We start from the raw sequence: 16,180 nt of genomic DNA on the forward strand, positions 1-16,180 counted from the left end.
CGGCTGAATGCACGGGCATTCGTCCGACTGATGGCAGGGATTCTTGCGAAGGGGACTTGCACGATCGGTATTATGGTATACCATCAGACGCACAGACACTCTTTATCCCCTACGGAGCAGCTCATGAGTTTCGAAATTCGCAAGATCGTCAGCTATGTCGAAGAGACCTTCATCGAAGGCGGCAAGGCTTCCGACACCCCGGTGACCATGGTTGGCCTGGCCGTCGTGATGAAGAACCCTTGGGTCGGCAATGGCTTTGTCGAAGACCTCAAGCCGCAGATCCGCGCCAATTGCTCCGACCTGGGCGCGATGATGGTCGAGCGTCTGGTGGGCATCATCGGTGGCGCCGAGAAGATCGAGGCTTACGGCAAAGCCGCGGTGGTCGGCGCCGATGGCGAGATCGAGCACGCGTCGGCGGTGATCCACACCCTGCGCTTCGGCAATCACTACCGCGAAGCGGTCAAGGCCAAGAGCTACCTGAGCTTCACCAACAAGCGCGGCGGCCCGGGCACTTCGATTCAGATCCCGATGATGCACAAGGACGACGAGGGCCTGCGCTCGCACTACATCACCTTGGAAATGCAGATCGAAGATGCCCCCCGCGCCGATGAAATCGTTGTGGTACTCGGTTGCGCCGACGGTGGTCGCCTGCACCCGCGCATCGGCAACCGCTACATCGATCTGGAAGAACTGGCCGCCGAAAAAGCCCAGTAATCACAATAAAAAAAGGCATTGCAGGAGCGCTCCATGATTCGGCTCACCGCTGAACTCACCCCGGCCGGCACCAGTTATCTGGCGACAGGCGTTGGCCAACCCGTGGTGTTGATCCACGGCGTGGGCCTGAACAAAGAAATGTGGGGCGGCCAGATCGTTGGCCTGGCCACGCAATACCGGGTGATCGCCTACGACATGCTCGGCCACGGCGCCAGCCCGCGCCCGGCCAGCGGCACCGCCCTGCTCGGCTATGCCGATCAGTTGCTGGAGCTGCTCGACCACCTGCAATTGCCCCAGGCATCGGTGATCGGTTTTTCCATGGGCGGTCTGGTGGCGCGGGCGTTTGCCCTGCACTACCCGGAGCGCCTGAAAAGCCTGGTGGTGCTCAACAGCGTGTTCAACCGCAGCGAAGAGCAGCGCGCCGGCGTCATCGCCCGCACCGCGCAGGCCGCCGAACACGGACCGGACGCGAATGCCGAAGCAGCGCTGTCGCGTTGGTTCAGCCGTGAATATCAGGCGGCCAACCCGGCGCAGATCGCCGCGATCCGCCAGACCCTGGCCGGCAATGATCCGCAGGGCTACCTGACCACTTACGAACTGTTCGCCACCCAGGACATGTACCGCGCCGACGACCTGGGCAGCATCCAGGCGCCGACGCTGATCGCCACCGGCGAGCTGGACCCTGGATCGACCCCGCAAATGGCTGAGCAACTGGCCGCGCGCATTCCCGGTGCGATGGTTGCCGTGCTGCCCGAGCAACGGCATATGATGCCGGTAGAGTCGCCACGGCTGGTGAACCAGACGCTGCTGGAATTTCTCGACACCGCACACGCCCGACAAAACCATATAAAGGGGATCGTTGCATGACGCTCGCACGCTTCCAGATGTGCATCGGCGGAGAATGGGTCGACGCCCTCTCCGGCAAGACTTTCGAAAGCCTCAACCCGGCGCTGGCCGAACCCTGGGCCGAACTGCCCGACGCTGACGAGGCCGACGTCGAACGCGCCGTGCAAGCCGCGCAGACCGCCTTCGACAGCCCGGCATGGCGTGGTTTGACCGCCACCGCACGCGGCAAACTGCTGCGTCGTCTCGGTGACCTGATCGCCGAAAACAAGGAACAACTGGCGCAACTGGAAAGCCGCGACAACGGCAAACTGATCCGCGAAACCCGGGGTCAGGTCGGTTATCTGCCGGAGTTTTTCCACTACACCGCCGGCCTTGCCGACAAGCTCGAAGGCGGCACCCTGCCGCTGGATAAACCCGATCTGTTCGCCTACACCGTGCACGAAGCCATGGGCGTGGTCGCCGCGATCATTCCGTGGAACAGCCCGCTTTACCTGACCGCGATCAAACTGGCGCCGGCATTGGCAGCGGGCAACACCATCGTGATCAAGCCATCCGAACACGCCTCGGCGACCATTCTGGAGCTGGCGCGGCTGGCCCTCGAAGCCGGGATTCCGCCGGGCGTGGTGAACGTCGTCACCGGCTACGGCCCGAGCACCGGTGCCGCCCTCACCCGCCATCCGCTGATCCGCAAGATCGCCTTCACCGGCGGCGCAACCACGGCCCGGCATGTGGTGCGCAGCAGCGCCGAGAACTTCGCCAAGTTGTCGCTGGAGCTGGGCGGCAAGTCTCCGAACATCATCTTCGCCGACGCCGATCTCGACAGTGCGATCAACGGCGCCATCGCCGGGATCTACGCGGCGTCCGGCCAGAGCTGCGTATCCGGTTCGCGACTGCTGGTGCAGGACGACATCTACGACGAATTCGTCAGCCGACTGGTGGAGCGCGCCCAGCGCATCCGCATCGGCAACCCGCAGGACGACAGCAGCGAAATGGGACCGATGGCTACCGCGCAGCAACTGGCGGTGGTTGAGGGTCTGGTGGCTGATGCAATTGCTGAAGGCGCGCGTCTGCGCCTGGGTGGCAAGCGTCCGAGTGGCGTCGGTGACGGTTGGTTCTACGAACCGACGCTGTTCGAATGCGACCGCAACTCGATGAAGATCATGCAGGAAGAAGTCTTTGGTCCGGTCGCCTCGGTGATCCGTTTCAAGGACGAGGCCGAAGCGCTGGCGATTGCCAACGACTCGCAGTTCGGCCTCGCCGCCGGCATCTGGACCCGCGACCTGGGCCGCGCCCATCGCCTGGCCCGGGACGTGCGTTCGGGGATCATCTGGGTCAACACCTACCGCGCGGTGTCGGCCATGGCACCGATCGGCGGCTTCAAGAACAGTGGCTATGGACGCGAAAGCGGCATCGATTCGGTGCTGGCCTACACCGAACTGAAAACGGTGTGGATCAACCTCTCCCAGGCACCGATGCCTGATCCGTTTGTGATGCGTTAGGAGTCCCGTGACATGATCGAACCCGGCATTTACAAAGACGTCATGAGCTCGTTTCCGTCCGGGGTCACGGTGGTCACCACCCTCGACCCGGATGGCGGCATTGTCGGGATCACCGCCAGCGCCTTCAGTGCGCTGTCGATAGATCCGGCGCTGGTGCTGTTCTGCCCCAACTACGCCTCCGACACCTACCCGGTGCTGCGCGACAGCAAGCGTTTCGCAATTCACTTGCTGTCCGCCGACCAGACCGCCGAGGCCTACGCTTTCGCCGGTAAGGGCAAGGACAAGGCCAACGGCATCGACTGGCATTTGAGCGAGCTCGGTAACCCGATCCTCGCCAAGGCCACGGCGATCATCGAGTGCGAGCTGTGGCGCGAATACGACGGCGGCGATCACGCGATCATCGTCGGCGCGGTGAAGAACCTGATCCTGCCGGCGCAACCGGTGACGCCGATGATTTATCACAAGGGCAAGCTCGGCGCGTTGCCGACCTTGGCCTGAGAGATTCACACAGACTCCACTGTGGGAGCGGGCTTGCTCGCGAAGGCGTCGTGTCAGTCGACATCTATGCTGAGTGAGCTACCGCATTCGCGAGCAAGCCCGCTCCCACAAGGGAATTGTGGTGACTGGAGGATTTATGAGTAACGAGAAGTACGAAAAGGGCCTGAAGATCCGCACCCAGGTGCTGGGCGAAGCCTATGTGCAGCGCTCGATCGAGAACGCCGACGACTTCACCCGCCCGCTGCAGGAAATGGTCACCGAATACTGCTGGGGCCATGTCTGGGGACGCGAGGGTCTGTCGCTCAAGGAGCGCAGCATGATCAACCTGGCGATGATCTCCGCGCTGAACCGCCCGCACGAACTCAAGCTGCATGTGCGCGGCGCCTTGCGTAACGGCCTGAGTCGTGAGCAAATACGCGAAACTCTGCTTCAGGTCGGTATTTATTGCGGCGTCCCGGCAGCCGTGGACAGTTTCCGGCTCGCCCGTGAAGCCTTCGCCGAAGCCGACGCCGAGGCCTCCAGTTAACCCCTCGGCTGTTTGAATGCCCGTCTGGCATGGACAGCCAACTTAAAGAGCGGACCCCATGAAACGCCTGCCACTCGACGACAGCTTCAAGGTCAATCGCAACCCCGTCACCCTGCGCGAAATCGTGCTGGATAAACTGCGAAGCGCCATCATGAACTTCCAGCTGCTGCCGGGCGATCGCCTGGTGGAGCGCGATCTGTGCGATCGCCTGGGCGTGAGCCGTACGTCGGTGCGTGAAGCCTTGCGTCACCTGGAATCCGAAGGCCTGGTGGAATTCGCCGACGCCAAGGGCCCGCGCGTGGCGATCATCACCCTCGCCGATGCCGTCGACATCTATGAACTGCGCTGCGTGCTCGAAGGCCTGATCGTTCAGCTCTTTACCCTGCGCGCCAAGGCCAAGGACATCAAGGCCCTGGAAAAAGCCCTCGACGAGAACCGCAAGGCGCTCAAGGACGGCGAGCTGCAACAGGTGATCGACTCGGTGCAGGGCTTCTACGACGTGCTGCTGGAAGGCTCGGGCAACCATGTCGCGGCCACTCAACTGCGTCAGTTGCAGGCGCGTATCAGCTACCTGCGGGCGACATCGGTGTCCCAGGAAAACCGTCGCGGCGCGAGCAACCAGGAAATGGAAAAAATGGTCGAGGCGATCAAGAGCGGCGATCCGCTGGCGGCGCATCAGGCGTGTGTCGATCACGTGCGCGCTGCGGCTGCCGTCGCTCTCGATTACCTCAAGCGCAAACAGGAAGAGACCGGCGACACACCGCCAATCACCCTGCCCATCGCGCTGAAAGAACCGCGCATAGGTCACTGACATGTTCAGCCCGAGCTTTTGCCCGAAATGCGGTGGCGCCGACCTCGGTCAGCAAGTGCCGCCGGGCGATACGCACGAGCGCCTGATGTGCCGCGGCTGCGGCTACATCCACTACGTAAACCCGAAAATCATCGCCGGCTGCATCATCGAGCAGGACGGCAAATACCTCTTGTGCCAACGGGCGATTCCCCCGCGCCCCGGCACCTGGACCCTGCCCGCCGGTTTCATGGAAAGCGGCGAAACCACCGAACAGGCGGCCCTGCGCGAAGTCTGGGAAGAAAGCGGCGTACGCGCGGAAATCATCTCGCCTTATTCGATCTTCAGCGTGCCGAAGATCAGCGAGGTCTACATCATCTTCCGCGCCCTCGCGCTGGAGATCACCGGCCAGTACGGCCCGGAAACCCTCGCCTGCAAATTCTTCGCCCCCGAAGACATTCCGTGGGACCAGATCTACTACCCGGCGATCCGGCAGATCCTCGAACGCTACATCGAGGAACGCCAGGCCGGGGTGTATGGCATGTACATGGGCAATGACGACAGCGGCAAGATTCATTTCATGCGCTGATTAAACGTCACTTGCCAGAGATGTAGAGCTGGATCCGGGTCCTCGACAGTTGCTCACTCAATCCGGCATCGCACGAATGATATCCGCCAAATCATCTTTGGTGATTTCATTGGCTTTGAGAGCAGCGGAGATGTCTTTCTTGGAGAGCGGGAAACGCTTGAAAATGTCTTTCAGGGTATCGGCATCAATATTGGCGAGCCAAAGAGGATCGATAAAAGAACCGCCATACTCAGGCTTCATCGGGACTTCTTCGTGGGCAATGGCACCTTTGTGATTCAGATACACCACATAACGATCGTGCCCTTCAGGAAAGCTTTTATCGTGATACAGCGTTGTTCCCATCGGCAGGACATAGTAATTGTCATCGCCACCTTGCCCTTCGATCAGCAGGGGTTCTTTGGTTTTAATCATCTTCATAGTGTGTTCCTTTGCAGTATCGCCAAAAATCAGAAAAGCCATAAAGACTGCATTTACAAATAAGGCCGCCGTCAGCCAAAAGCCAATTCGTCTATTTGTAAACATTCTTTTTATCATAGTGCGCCTCAGTATTCCCTTCGAGCATGGCTTGTAAGTCCGCAGGCATGAAAATCCCGTCCTGAGGTTTGGTCTGCGTGCGCGCAGCTTGCCTTTCCAGGAATGACAGTCCACGCATTTCGCTATATTTAGACGGATTCTGCACGATTGGCTTACCCGAAATTTTGGCTCCTGCAATTGTTACAGTCGTGCAGTTATTGGTGGTTGGATGATAGTTGGACGGCAATACATAGCGCGCAGACGTTGCTGTCTTTCTTCTCAGTTCCTTTTTCTGGGCGACAATACCGTCGAAGTGAGCGATAACGGCCTCAGCTGTTGCACTATCCAAAAAATAAACAAAGCCAGTTGTTGTGCGCCCCAAGCTGTTCTCACCCGAGATGTACGCTTTAAAGGATGTCCAAACGTTCAGCACTCCCTCCCCTTCGCTATCAAACGTCCCCCAGGTTTTTCCATAGCGCCCAAAGTCATAGGTGATGTCTTTAGAACCAACCACTACGTGTAAAGCAGCATGCCCGAAAGGATGCTCTTCCTTGTCACGGGTGTAAGGGCCACCCACAAGTATCTCCATATATGCACCCGACACGACTACTTGGTTGGTTTTTGTAGTTTTCCCCGATGCGCCTGTACTTTTTGCTGCCTGTGTCGTGCTGGTAGTTTTAGTAGGCTGAACCATTAAAGATGTTCCGTATCTTCAAGTTTCGGGAATTTTATACTGCAACTTCCCCTAGGAATGTTTGCGACATGCACGAAGCCGTTTTCGTCAAGGACGCCTGTCATCAACGTTCCATCGGGGAGTGTCAGTTCGTACGCCTCGTTGGCGACAGGCTCATCTCTATCGTTCAGCAACTGAAACTCGACAAACGTCTTTTCTTTCAGGAACTGGGAGAAAAAGCTAGTGGGCGCCCCTCCACCGGATTCACCCACGAAGGTATCGGGAGACCCGGCAGTAATCGTCGCTCCGCATGCTGTCTGCGAGCCGACGTGTGCTACGTCTTTTCCCAGCCCGAACACGTGAGGAGCACCCGTCGTTATGGGATTACTGCCGTGAACCGGGCAGGAATAGGTGTCTCCTACCAAAGCTACAGGCATTGAGTTAACGAAAATTGGGCTCGATCCAGTGGTGATATTTCCGCCGTGACTTCCTGGATCTCCAAGTCGTGCGACTGGCTTTCCTGCCATCGTTTCTCTCCTTTGAACGTCACAATGGCTGGATAGTAACCGATCCTTGATCACTCCTGAACGAGCAAAATACGAAACGGAACCGGCTTACAGGACTGGTTGCGTTTTCCGGCGTGACGCTGGTTGACGACCCTAGCCTCACTCCCTATCCTCGCGCCTGTCACGACTCATTCGTGATCGGGTTTGACGGCCCGTAATCTTCTCACGACGTGCATAGCCTTCTCTGCTCGAGCACTCCTGTGTCCGATGCATTCTTTATGGCGACTGTGCGCGGGGCATCTTCGGGTGCGCCGGTGTCCGTGAGAGCCGGTCCGTCAACCCACGCACAGTTGCCACCCAATTTCGTTTGACGGCGTTTTTGTGGCAGCTCTATTGGATCTTACGGAGCTACACCCATGACGGAATCGACCATAGAACTCATCCCTTACACTCGCCGCGATCGACTCAGACAATTCTTGGTCGACAGTACGTCGATAGCGCTGAGAAGAACCTTCACAGGCAATCTTCAGGCAGGTGCTGGCGTATGAATACTCACATTTCAATGACCCACAACGAAGACAGCATTCCAGTGCTCCTGGTCTCAACACAGGCACCGCTGGACGTTTTGCACAGCAGCGCGGCGAGCAGGTTTTTGGCAGCTACACAGATGATGGAAAGCCTCGCCAGCCTGGATATTTCAGCTGCCAAGGGTGTCGATGTGCAGCAACTCGCCCACGCAGCAGCGATTTTGCTTCGTGACGGCTGTGATGTAATGGACGTATTAGGGCGGCAGATTCAAGCACAAGGCTGAACGAAGAATCACAGTCCTCAACCGCTGATAGCTGCGATCTTCTGATTACGAAAAAGAGCATCAAAAGATCGCAGCCACCATCGATTCGCCAGTTCCTCTGGACTCGTAAACAAGCGCTTACGGCACCATCCCTTCCACAATAACGATCTCCGCCCGCGCCCACTCTTCGCGGTAGCTCTTCGCTTCCTGATACGCCGCCGAGCGGTAGCACGCCACCGCCTGCTCGTAGCTGTCGAATTCAATCACCACGCTGCGCTGTGGCGTCGCCCGTCCTTCCATCGCTTCGCTGCGCCCTCCTCTGGCCAAGAACTTCGCGCCGAACTCGGCGAACGCTTCCGGTGCGCGTTGGGTGTATTGGCTGTAGTGATCGGGATCGATGATGTCCACGTGTGCAATCCAGTACGCCTTCATAGTGACCTCTTGGTTGATTTTGTATTATGGTATACCACGAATTCATCCCTATCGAGAGTCCAGCATGGCCTTCAACAGCATCGAAGAAATCATCGAAGATTATCGCCTCGGCAAAATGGTGTTGCTGGTCGATGACGAAGACCGGGAAAACGAAGGCGACCTGTTGCTGGCCGCCGACCGTTGCACGCCCGAGGCGATCAGTTTCATGGCCCGTGAGGCTCGGGGGCTGATTTGTCTGACGTTGACTGACGATCATTGCCAGCGCCTGGGGCTTGAGCAGATGGTGCCGAGCAATGGCAGCGTGTTCAGCACCGCATTCACGGTTTCCATCGAAGCGGCAGTCGGCGTGACCACCGGCATTTCCGCTGCCGACCGCGCTTGCACGGTTGCTGCTGCGGTGGCGCCAAATGCTCGCGCAGAAGATCTGGTGCAGCCCGGCCATATCTTCCCGCTGCGCGCCAAGGAAGGTGGCGTGCTGACCCGTGCTGGCCACACCGAGGCCGGTTGTGATCTGGCGCGGCTGGCGGGCTTTACGCCGGCCTCGGTGATCGTCGAAGTGATGAACGACGACGGCACCATGGCCCGCCGCCCGGATCTGGAAATCTTCGCCCGCAAGCACGGGATCAAGATCGGAACCATCGCCGACCTGATTCACTATCGCCTGAGCACCGAACACACCATCGAACGCATCGGCGAGCGGGAACTGCCGACGGTGCATGGCACGTTCCGTCTGATCACTTTCGAAGACCGTATCGAGGGCGGCGTGCACATGGCGATGGTCATGGGCGAACTGCGCCGTGAGGAACCGACGCTGGTGCGGGTGCATGTGATCGATCCGCTGCGGGATCTGGTCGGCGCCGAGTACAGCGGGCCGACGAACTGGACATTGTGGGCGGCGCTGCAACGGGTCGCGGCCGAAGGGCATGGCGTTGTGGTGGTGCTGGCCAATCATGAGTCGTCGCAGGCGCTGCTGGAGCGCATTCCGCAACTGACTCAGCCGCCGCGTCAGTTCAGTCGCTCGCAATCTCGGATCTATTCGGAGGTCGGCACCGGGGCGCAGATTCTGCAAAACCTGGGCGTCGGCAAGCTGCGCCACCTGGGCCCGCCGCTGAAGTATGCCGGTTTGACCGGCTACGATCTGGAAGTGGTCGAGAGCATTTCCTTCACCGAATAACCTCGTTTGCCAGATAGCCGGTACGGCAAAGTGCTTGCACAAAGTTTGGAATACCATAATATGATATTCCATAGACCGGACGACCTGAAAAAACGTCCAGCTACTGCTCCCGACAGGCGGGCAACAACGCAAGCCCGCTCAAAAACACAACAATGAGGGCGTAAAAATGGTGTTGAACAAAGCTGCAACCGCGATCTTTCTTGCGGGACTGCTGAGCGTGACCGGTCAGGCCGCGATGGCCGCCGAGAGTGTGAACTTTGTCAGCTGGGGCGGTAGCACCCAGGATGCGCAGAAACAGGCCTGGGCCGATCCGTTCAGCAAGGCCAGCGGCATCACCGTCGTGCAGGACGGCCCGACCGACTACGGCAAACTCAAGGCCATGGTCGAGAGCGGCAACGTGCAGTGGGACGTGGTCGACGTCGAAGCCGACTTCGCCCTGCGCGCCGCAGCCGAAGGCCTGCTCGAACCCCTCGACTTCAAACAGATCCAGCGCGACAAGATCGACCCGCGTTTTGTCAGCGACTACGGCGTCGGCTCGTTCTTCTTCTCCTTCGTCCTCGGCTACAACGAGGGCAAGCTCGGCGCCAACAAGCCGCAGGACTGGAGCGCGCTGTTCGACACCAAGACCTTCCCCGGCAAGCGCGCCCTGTACAAATGGCCGAGCCCCGGCGTGCTTGAACTGGCCCTGCTCGCCGACGGCGTGCCGGCCGACAAGCTCTACCCGCTGGATCTGGATCGCGCCTTCAAGAAACTCGACACCATCAAGAAAGACATCGTCTGGTGGGGCGGCGGCGCGCAGTCGCAGCAACTGCTGGCCTCCGGTGAAGCGAGCATGGGCCAGTTCTGGAACGGCCGGATCCACGCCCTGCAGGAAGACGGCGCACCGGTCGGTGTGAGCTGGAAACAGAACCTGGTGATGGCCGACATTCTGGTGGTGCCAAAGGGCGCGAAAAACAAGGACGCGGCGATGAAGTTCCTGGCCAGCGCCAGCAGTGCCAAGGGTCAGGCCGACTTCTCCAACCTGACCGCCTACGCCCCGGTCAACATCGACAGCGTGGCGCGTCTGGACTCGACGCTGGCCCCGAACCTGCCGACTGCCTACGCTAAGGATCAGATCACTCTTGATTTCGCGTACTGGGCCAAAAACGGCCAGGCCATCGCGACACGGTGGAACGAATGGCTGGTCAAATGAAAATGGCGGCCACCGCATCCCGTCCCTCCACTGCCACCGGGAGCGCCGCCAGCGCTGCCGGGTCGGCCGCCGGAAAAAAGGCGAGTGCCATGGCGCCAGCCCCGTCCCTCAAGCAACGCTGGCGCGGCGCCGGCAATCTCGCGCCGGCGCTGTTGTTCCTTGGCCTGTTCTTTCTCGCGCCGCTGATTGGCTTGTTGCTGCGCGGCGTGCTGGAACCGGTGCCGGGCCTTGGCAACTATGAACAACTGTTCGCCAACTCGGCGTATGCACGGGTGCTGTTCAACACCTTTTCGGTGGCCGGACTGGTGACGGTGTTCAGCCTGCTGTTGGGCTTTCCGCTGGCCTGGGCAATCACCCTGGTGCCACGTGGCTGGGGCCGCTGGATCCTCAACATCGTGCTGCTGTCGATGTGGACCAGCCTCCTCGCCCGCACCTATTCGTGGCTCGTGTTGCTGCAAGCTTCGGGCGTCATCAATAAGGCCTTGATGGCCATGGGCATCATCGATCAGCCGCTGGAAATGGTGCACAACCTGACCGGCGTGGTGATCGGCATGAGCTACATCATGATCCCGTTCATCGTACTGCCGTTGCAGGCGACCATGCAGGCCATCGACCCGATGATCCTGCAGGCCGGTTCGATCTGCGGCGCGAGTCCCTGGACCAACTTCTTCCGGGTGTTCCTGCCGCTGTGCCGGCCGGGTCTGGCGTCCGGCGGGTTGATGGTGTTCGTGATGTCGCTCGGTTACTACGTCACCCCGGCGCTGCTGGGCGGGGCGCAGAACATGATGCTGCCGGAGTTCATCATTCAGCAGGTGCAGTCGTTCCTCAACTGGGGCCTGGCCAGCGCCGGCGCCGCGTTGCTGATCGTCATCACCCTGGTGCTGTTCTACTTCTACCTGAAGCTCCAGCCGGAATCCCCGGTTGGCGCCAGTAACGCGAGGTAACCCGACATGCTCCTGACGCCCAATGCCATGAGCCGCCGGATGCGCTTCGGCCTGTATTTCACCACCGGGCTGATCGGCCTGTTCCTGCTGTTGCCGATCGTGTTCATCGTGCTGCTGTCGTTCGGTTCGTCCCAGTGGCTGGTATTCCCGCCGCCGGGCTGGACGCTGAAATGGTACGGCCAGTTTTTCTCCAACGCCGACTGGATGAACGCAGCGGCGGCCAGCCTCAAGGTCGCGGTGCTGACCACGATCTGCGCCGTGGCCCTCGGTTTGCCGACTGCCTTTGCGCTGGTGCGCGGACGCTTCCCCGGCCGGGAAATGCTCTACGGCCTGTTCACCCTGCCGATGATCGTGCCGCTGGTGATCATCGCGGTGGCGGTGTACGCGCTGTTCCTCAAGCTCGGCTACACCGGGACGATGTTCGCCTTCGTCGTCAGCCATGTGATCGTCGCGCTGCCGTTCACCATCATCTCGATCATCAACTCACTGAAGCTGTTCGATCAGTCGATTGAAGACGCGGCGGTGATCTGCGGTGCGTCACGCCTGCAAGCGGTGTTCAAGGTGACCTTCCCGGCGATCCGTCCGGGCATGGTGGCCGGCGCCCTCTTCGCCTTCCTGGTTTCATGGGACGAAGTGGTGCTCAGCGTGATGATGGCGAGCCCGACCCTGCAAACCCTTCCCGTGAAAATGTGGACCACCCTGCGCCAGGACCTGACGCCCGTGATCGCCGTCGCCTCGACGCTGCTGATCGGCCTGTCGGTATTGGTCATGGTGATCGCCGCCGCCCTGCGCCGGCGCAACGAAATCAGCGCCTGAGCGCCCAGGAGTACGACATGAGTGCCGTGATCAAAGACGCATCCCAGCAGAACGACAAACCCCTGGTCAGCCTGCGCAACCTGAACAAGCAATACGGCGACTTCGCGGCCGTGGACAACATCTCGCTGGACATCAAGGACGGTGAATTCCTGACCTTCCTCGGCTCCAGCGGCTCGGGCAAAAGCACCACGCTGTCGATGCTCGCCGGGTTCGAAACCCCGAGCAGTGGCGAGATCCTGGTCAACGGCCAGTCGCTGGTCAACGTACCGCCGCACAAGCGCGACATCGGCATGGTGTTCCAGCGTTACTCGCTGTTCCCGCATCTGTCGGTGCGCGACAACATCGCCTTCCCGCTGGCGATTCGCAAACTCGCGGCCGCCGAACGTGACAAGCGCGTCGATGCGATGCTGAAACTGGTGCAACTGGAGCAATTCGCCCATCGCCGTCCTTCGCAATTGTCCGGCGGCCAGCAACAACGGGTCGCCATCGCTCGCGCTCTGGTTTACGAGCCACGCATTCTGCTGATGGACGAACCGCTCGGCGCACTGGACAAGAAACTGCGTGAAGACTTGCAGGATGAATTGCGCCAGCTGCACCGTCGCCTCGGCATCACCATCGTCTACGTGACCCACGATCAGGAAGAAGCCATGCGCCTGTCCCAGCGCATCGCGATTTTCAGCCACGGCAAGATTGTCGGGCTCGGCAGCGGTTATGACCTGTACCAGAATCCGCCGAATGCGTTTGTGGCGTCGTTCCTCGGCAACTCGAACTTCCTCAAGCTCAAGGCACAGGGCAACGCGGCGGCGAGTTTTGAGGGGCAGTCATTGTCGATCCGCCTGACGGCAGGATTGCAGACCGGTCAGGACGTGCTGCTGATGGTACGCCCGGAAAAGGCGTTGGCGTTGAGTGTGCAGCAGGCGAATGACGAGCCGTTGGCAGCGGGCTGGAACGAGGTTTCGGCGAAGGTGGTCGAGGTGCTGTTTCTGGGGGAGAGTCAGACGTGCAGTGTGGTGACGTCAGGCGGGACTTCGATGACGGTGAAGGCGTTGTCGGCGGCGGGGATGCCGTTGAAGGCCGGGGATCCCGTGCAAGTGCGTTGGGCGACGGCGGATGCTTGCGTCTATACCGAGTGGGCTGAGAGTGATTTGAACAAAGCGGCGGGGGCTCATTAACACCGAGTCGCCTGCCCGCCCTCACCCCAGCCCTCTCCCGGAGGGAGGGAGCCGACCGAGTTGTCTTGCGCTGTACATCGACCTGAAAAACCGAGTCGGTTATGGATTCAACGCAGTTCACTCAAGTCGGTTTATTTCTTCAATATCCCCCAATCAGTCCCCTCTCCCTCCGGGAGAGGGCTAGGGTGAGGGCCAGCAGAAGACGCGGTCTCACTTGATAGCCGCAAAACCCTCAATTTCGTCAGGCCAGGCCGTCAACACCTCAAACCCGTCCTCAGTCACCGCAATCATGTGCTCCCACTGCGCCGACAGCGAGCCATCCTTGGTCAGCACGGTCCAGCCATCCGGCATGTTCTTCACATGGCGCTTGCCGGCGTTGAGCATCGGTTCGATGGTGAAAATCATCCCCGCCTTCAGCTTCATGCCCTGATTCGGATAACCGTAGTGCAGCACCTGCGGTTCGTCGTGGTAGACCTTGCCGATCCCGTGCCCGCAGTACTCGCGCACCACGCTGAAACCTTCCTTCTCCGCCAGGCTTTGAATTGCATGGCCGATGTCGCCCAACGTAGCACCCGGGCGCACGACACGGATGCCGGCGCACATCGCTTCGTAGGTGGTCTTGATCAGATGTTGCGCTTCGGGTGAAGCCTGGCCGACCACGTACATGCGACTGGTGTCGCCGAACCAACCGTCCTTGATCACCGCGATGTCGAGGTTGAGGATGTCGCCATCCTTCAACGGCGTACCGGATGGAATGCCGTGGCAAACCGCGTCGTTGACCGAAGCACAGACGGTTTTCGGGAAGCCGTGATAACCGACGTTCGCCGGGATCGCCTTCTGCACATTGACGATGTAGTCGTTGCACAGGCGATCAAGTTGATCGGTCGTCACGCCAGCCTTGACGTGCGTCACCAGCATCGCCAGTACCTCGGCAGCCAGTTGGCCGGCCACGCGGGATTGGGCAATTTCGGCCCGGGAGTTGATCTTGATTGGATTTCTCATGCCTTGGCCGCCTCTTTGACCGAGGCGTTCTGCGCGGCGTCCGCCAGTGCGCAGACTTGCTGCAGATCCAGGCCACCGGCCTGTTCGGCACGAATCAGCAACCGGCAAATGGCATGGTGATCAAGGTCGGGATACAGCTCGGCGAGCATGCCGATGCGCATCCAGTGCTCGGCCTGCGCGTTGATCGAGCGGCTCAGTGCGTTGCTGGAAATGCGCAGATTCTCGTGCATATCCTCTGAAATCTTTACGATGCCCATGGCAAAATCCGATATGAAATATATATGGATCGTATATTAATCGGGCATCTCCCCGAATTGCAAATTTCGCTGAGAAGTCAAATCGCAGGCAAAAAAAAGCTGCCAAAGTTGGCAGCCAAAATCATGAAAAGCACGCGATGTATTGGGGCCAAGAATAGGTGCCTGATAATGACAGTGTCATGACAGCGACAAACTCATTGAACCGCCCTCCCCGCGTCATCAGGTTGTCATCGAACCCACGGCAGAGTCCTCGCAAACCGTCCCGAGCCTCCCGACGGAAGATCTGCAAGGATTCCCATGAAAGAAGACACCTCGCTGTTTGCTGCCATCGACCTGGGCTCGAATGCGTTTCGCATGATGATCGGTCAATCGGTGCGCAGCAGAAAGGGCTTCATGATTCAGGAAGTCAAAACCTTGCGTGAGCCGGTGCGTCTGGCCGAAGGCTTCGATGGCCGGGCACTGGATGAAATGGCGCTGGATCGCGGCTGGCAGGCCCTGGCGCGGTTCGGCAAGAAGCTGCGCGGTTTCGAGCCCGGTCGCGTGCGTGCGGTGGCCACCAGCGCGGTGCGCGAGGCGGACAATGCGCAGTTGTTTCTGGCGAGCGCGGAGCGGCATCTGGGGTTTCGCATCGATGTGATTTCCGGTCACGAAGAAGCGCGTCTGGTCTACGCTGGTGTGGCCCACACCCTGCCGGTCGCCGATGACATGCGTCTGGTGGTCGACATTGGCGGCGGCTCCACCGAACTGATCCTCGGTCAGGGTTCGCAACCGTTGCTGACCGAAAGCATCGCCATCGGCAGTGGCACCTTGAGCACGCGCTACTTTCGCAACGGCGAGATTTCCCCCGGCGCCCTGCAAGAGGCCGAACGGGCGGCGATCCTGCAATTCGAAAAGGTCGCCCGCCGCTATCGCGCCCAGGGCTGGCAGCAGACCATCGGTTCCTCAGGCACTGCACGGATGCTCGCCAAGGTGCTCAAGGCCAATCACCTGAACGACTACGGTCAGGGCGGCATTACCTACGGCGGCTTGCTGCGGCTGTCGCTTCGTCTGCTGGAGGTCGGCAACGTGCGGCAACTGAAACTCGCCGGCCTGCAGTCCCACCGCCAGAGCATTCTGCCCGGTGGGCTGGTCGTCATGCTCGCAGCCTTCAAGGTATTCGGTATCGCGCAAATGGAACCATCGGAACCCGGTTTGAGACTGGGTGTTCTGCACGGCCTGATGAGCAACCACTGATCGGTTTTCGCTGCCGG

20 protein-coding genes are annotated in these 16,180 nt (G+C 60.1%); 14 read left to right on the forward strand and 6 right to left on the reverse strand.

The features are described 5' to 3' along the window. The first annotated feature begins 123 nt into the window (after window positions 1–123). From ACSPX5_RS11230 to ACSPX5_RS11260, 7 genes are all read left to right on the forward strand, one after another. A complete protein-coding gene (locus ACSPX5_RS11230) occupies window positions 124–714 on the forward strand; it encodes an amino acid synthesis family protein (protein ID WP_007957412.1) in 591 nt (196 codons plus the stop codon). A 33-nt stretch (window positions 715–747) separates the two neighbouring features. Then, window positions 748–1,581 carry an alpha/beta fold hydrolase gene (locus ACSPX5_RS11235; protein ID WP_169430695.1) on the forward strand — a complete coding sequence of 278 codons (834 nt, stop codon included), beginning with the start codon at window positions 748–750 and terminating at the stop codon, window positions 1,579–1,581. Then, on the forward strand, window positions 1,578–3,059 hold the full coding sequence (locus ACSPX5_RS11240; protein WP_439821714.1) for an aldehyde dehydrogenase: 1,482 nt from the start codon (window positions 1,578–1,580) through the stop codon (window positions 3,057–3,059). Before ACSPX5_RS11235 ends, ACSPX5_RS11240 begins: the two co-directional genes overlap by 4 nt. Before the next feature lie 12 nt (window positions 3,060–3,071). Continuing rightward, entirely contained in the window at window positions 3,072–3,557 is a 486-nt protein-coding gene (locus tag ACSPX5_RS11245; RefSeq protein WP_169430696.1) for a flavin reductase family protein, read from the forward strand. A gap of 136 nt (window positions 3,558–3,693) precedes the next feature. Then, a complete protein-coding gene (locus ACSPX5_RS11250) occupies window positions 3,694–4,083 on the forward strand; it encodes a carboxymuconolactone decarboxylase family protein (RefSeq protein WP_439821715.1) in 390 nt (129 codons plus the stop codon). A gap of 58 nt (window positions 4,084–4,141) precedes the next feature. Continuing rightward, window positions 4,142–4,894: a GntR family transcriptional regulator gene (locus ACSPX5_RS11255; protein WP_169430697.1), complete on the forward strand. Its 753-nt coding sequence runs from the start codon at window positions 4,142–4,144 to the stop codon at window positions 4,892–4,894. 1 nt (window position 4,895) lies between these two features. Beyond that, on the forward strand, window positions 4,896–5,459 hold the full coding sequence (locus tag ACSPX5_RS11260; RefSeq protein ID WP_439821716.1) for an NUDIX hydrolase: 564 nt from the start codon (window positions 4,896–4,898) through the stop codon (window positions 5,457–5,459). A gap of 57 nt (window positions 5,460–5,516) precedes the next feature. Here the strand turns inward: ACSPX5_RS11260 and ACSPX5_RS11265 are convergent, their stop codons facing one another. From ACSPX5_RS11265 to ACSPX5_RS11275, 3 genes are all read right to left on the reverse strand, one after another. After that, entirely contained in the window at window positions 5,517–5,876 is a 360-nt protein-coding gene (locus ACSPX5_RS11265) for a hypothetical protein (protein ID WP_236676608.1), read from the reverse strand. Window positions 5,877–5,967: 91 nt separating this feature from the next. Continuing rightward, complete coding sequence (locus ACSPX5_RS11270; protein WP_052912742.1) at window positions 5,968–6,666, reverse strand: hypothetical protein; 699 nt, start codon at window positions 6,664–6,666, stop codon at window positions 5,968–5,970. Next, on the reverse strand, window positions 6,666–7,172 hold the full coding sequence (locus ACSPX5_RS11275) for a PAAR domain-containing protein (protein WP_074688595.1): 507 nt from the start codon (window positions 7,170–7,172) through the stop codon (window positions 6,666–6,668). Before ACSPX5_RS11275 ends, ACSPX5_RS11270 begins: the two co-directional genes overlap by 1 nt. A 523-nt stretch (window positions 7,173–7,695) precedes the next feature. Between ACSPX5_RS11275 and ACSPX5_RS11280 the strand changes: the two genes are divergently transcribed. Then, window positions 7,696–7,962: a short-chain dehydrogenase gene (locus ACSPX5_RS11280; RefSeq protein WP_127798408.1), complete on the forward strand. Its 267-nt coding sequence runs from the start codon at window positions 7,696–7,698 to the stop codon at window positions 7,960–7,962. Window positions 7,963–8,079: 117 nt separating this feature from the next. On the opposite strand, the gene ACSPX5_RS11285 is transcribed toward ACSPX5_RS11280, so the two are convergent. Beyond that, window positions 8,080–8,373, reverse strand: a complete 294-nt coding sequence (locus ACSPX5_RS11285) for a DUF1330 domain-containing protein (RefSeq protein ID WP_439821717.1) — start codon at window positions 8,371–8,373, stop codon at window positions 8,080–8,082. A 64-nt stretch (window positions 8,374–8,437) separates the two neighbouring features. On the opposite strand from ACSPX5_RS11285, the gene ribBA reads away from it, so the two are divergent. The 5 genes from ribBA (at window position 8,438) to ACSPX5_RS11310 (ending at window position 13,671) form a co-directional block, all read left to right on the forward strand. Continuing rightward, the gene (ribBA, locus tag ACSPX5_RS11290) at window positions 8,438–9,547 is read left to right on the forward strand and encodes a bifunctional 3,4-dihydroxy-2-butanone-4-phosphate synthase/GTP cyclohydrolase II (RefSeq protein WP_439821718.1); all 1,110 of its coding nucleotides are present in this window, start codon (window positions 8,438–8,440) and stop codon (window positions 9,545–9,547) included. A 166-nt stretch (window positions 9,548–9,713) separates the two neighbouring features. Beyond that, a complete protein-coding gene (locus tag ACSPX5_RS11295) occupies window positions 9,714–10,739 on the forward strand; it encodes an ABC transporter substrate-binding protein (protein ID WP_439821719.1) in 1,026 nt (341 codons plus the stop codon). Continuing rightward, complete coding sequence (locus ACSPX5_RS11300) at window positions 10,736–11,683, forward strand: ABC transporter permease (RefSeq protein WP_176504839.1); 948 nt, start codon at window positions 10,736–10,738, stop codon at window positions 11,681–11,683. Before ACSPX5_RS11295 ends, ACSPX5_RS11300 begins: the two co-directional genes overlap by 4 nt. A gap of 6 nt (window positions 11,684–11,689) precedes the next feature. Then, entirely contained in the window at window positions 11,690–12,499 is an 810-nt protein-coding gene (locus ACSPX5_RS11305) for an ABC transporter permease (RefSeq protein WP_169430701.1), read from the forward strand. Window positions 12,500–12,516: 17 nt separating this feature from the next. Then, entirely contained in the window at window positions 12,517–13,671 is a 1,155-nt protein-coding gene (locus ACSPX5_RS11310; protein ID WP_439821720.1) for an ABC transporter ATP-binding protein, read from the forward strand. A 210-nt stretch (window positions 13,672–13,881) separates the two neighbouring features. Here the strand turns inward: ACSPX5_RS11310 and map are convergent, their stop codons facing one another. Then, window positions 13,882–14,673: a type I methionyl aminopeptidase gene (map, locus tag ACSPX5_RS11315; protein WP_439821721.1), complete on the reverse strand. Its 792-nt coding sequence runs from the start codon at window positions 14,671–14,673 to the stop codon at window positions 13,882–13,884. Further along, window positions 14,670–14,930: a ParD-like family protein gene (locus tag ACSPX5_RS11320; protein WP_169430704.1), complete on the reverse strand. Its 261-nt coding sequence runs from the start codon at window positions 14,928–14,930 to the stop codon at window positions 14,670–14,672. The genes map and ACSPX5_RS11320 overlap by 4 nt, the downstream gene beginning before the upstream one ends. 297 nt (window positions 14,931–15,227) lie before the next feature. Between ACSPX5_RS11320 and ACSPX5_RS11325 the strand changes: the two genes are divergently transcribed. Further along, entirely contained in the window at window positions 15,228–16,163 is a 936-nt protein-coding gene (locus tag ACSPX5_RS11325) for a Ppx/GppA family phosphatase (protein ID WP_207866571.1), read from the forward strand. The last annotated feature ends 17 nt before the right edge of the window (window positions 16,164–16,180 follow it).

The sequence above is a fragment of the Pseudomonas sp. HLG18 genome (assembly GCF_051903985.1).
Classification (GTDB): domain Bacteria; phylum Pseudomonadota; class Gammaproteobacteria; order Pseudomonadales; family Pseudomonadaceae; genus Aquipseudomonas; species Aquipseudomonas fluorescens_BT.

Coding starts and splice junctions, on each gene's coding strand:
- ACSPX5_RS11230 (WP_007957412.1), top strand. CDS start 124: ATGAGTTTCGAAATTCGCAAGATCGTCAGCTATGTCGAAGAGACCTTC.
- ACSPX5_RS11235 (WP_169430695.1), top strand. CDS start 748: ATGATTCGGCTCACCGCTGAACTCACCCCGGCCGGCACCAGTTATCTG.
- ACSPX5_RS11240 (WP_439821714.1), top strand. CDS start 1,578: ATGACGCTCGCACGCTTCCAGATGTGCATCGGCGGAGAATGGGTCGAC.
- ACSPX5_RS11245 (WP_169430696.1), top strand. CDS start 3,072: ATGATCGAACCCGGCATTTACAAAGACGTCATGAGCTCGTTTCCGTCC.
- ACSPX5_RS11250 (WP_439821715.1), top strand. CDS start 3,694: ATGAGTAACGAGAAGTACGAAAAGGGCCTGAAGATCCGCACCCAGGTG.
- ACSPX5_RS11255 (WP_169430697.1), top strand. CDS start 4,142: ATGAAACGCCTGCCACTCGACGACAGCTTCAAGGTCAATCGCAACCCC.
- ACSPX5_RS11260 (WP_439821716.1), top strand. CDS start 4,896: ATGTTCAGCCCGAGCTTTTGCCCGAAATGCGGTGGCGCCGACCTCGGT.
- ACSPX5_RS11265 (WP_236676608.1), bottom strand. CDS start 5,876: ATGAAGATGATTAAAACCAAAGAACCCCTGCTGATCGAAGGGCAAGGT.
- ACSPX5_RS11270 (WP_052912742.1), bottom strand. CDS start 6,666: ATGGTTCAGCCTACTAAAACTACCAGCACGACACAGGCAGCAAAAAGT.
- ACSPX5_RS11275 (WP_074688595.1), bottom strand. CDS start 7,172: ATGGCAGGAAAGCCAGTCGCACGACTTGGAGATCCAGGAAGTCACGGC.
- ACSPX5_RS11280 (WP_127798408.1), top strand. CDS start 7,696: ATGAATACTCACATTTCAATGACCCACAACGAAGACAGCATTCCAGTG.
- ACSPX5_RS11285 (WP_439821717.1), bottom strand. CDS start 8,373: ATGAAGGCGTACTGGATTGCACACGTGGACATCATCGATCCCGATCAC.
- ribBA (WP_439821718.1), top strand. CDS start 8,438: ATGGCCTTCAACAGCATCGAAGAAATCATCGAAGATTATCGCCTCGGC.
- ACSPX5_RS11295 (WP_439821719.1), top strand. CDS start 9,714: ATGGTGTTGAACAAAGCTGCAACCGCGATCTTTCTTGCGGGACTGCTG.
- ACSPX5_RS11300 (WP_176504839.1), top strand. CDS start 10,736: ATGAAAATGGCGGCCACCGCATCCCGTCCCTCCACTGCCACCGGGAGC.
- ACSPX5_RS11305 (WP_169430701.1), top strand. CDS start 11,690: ATGCTCCTGACGCCCAATGCCATGAGCCGCCGGATGCGCTTCGGCCTG.
- ACSPX5_RS11310 (WP_439821720.1), top strand. CDS start 12,517: ATGAGTGCCGTGATCAAAGACGCATCCCAGCAGAACGACAAACCCCTG.
- map (WP_439821721.1), bottom strand. CDS start 14,673: ATGAGAAATCCAATCAAGATCAACTCCCGGGCCGAAATTGCCCAATCC.
- ACSPX5_RS11320 (WP_169430704.1), bottom strand. CDS start 14,930: ATGGGCATCGTAAAGATTTCAGAGGATATGCACGAGAATCTGCGCATT.
- ACSPX5_RS11325 (WP_207866571.1), top strand. CDS start 15,228: ATGAAAGAAGACACCTCGCTGTTTGCTGCCATCGACCTGGGCTCGAAT.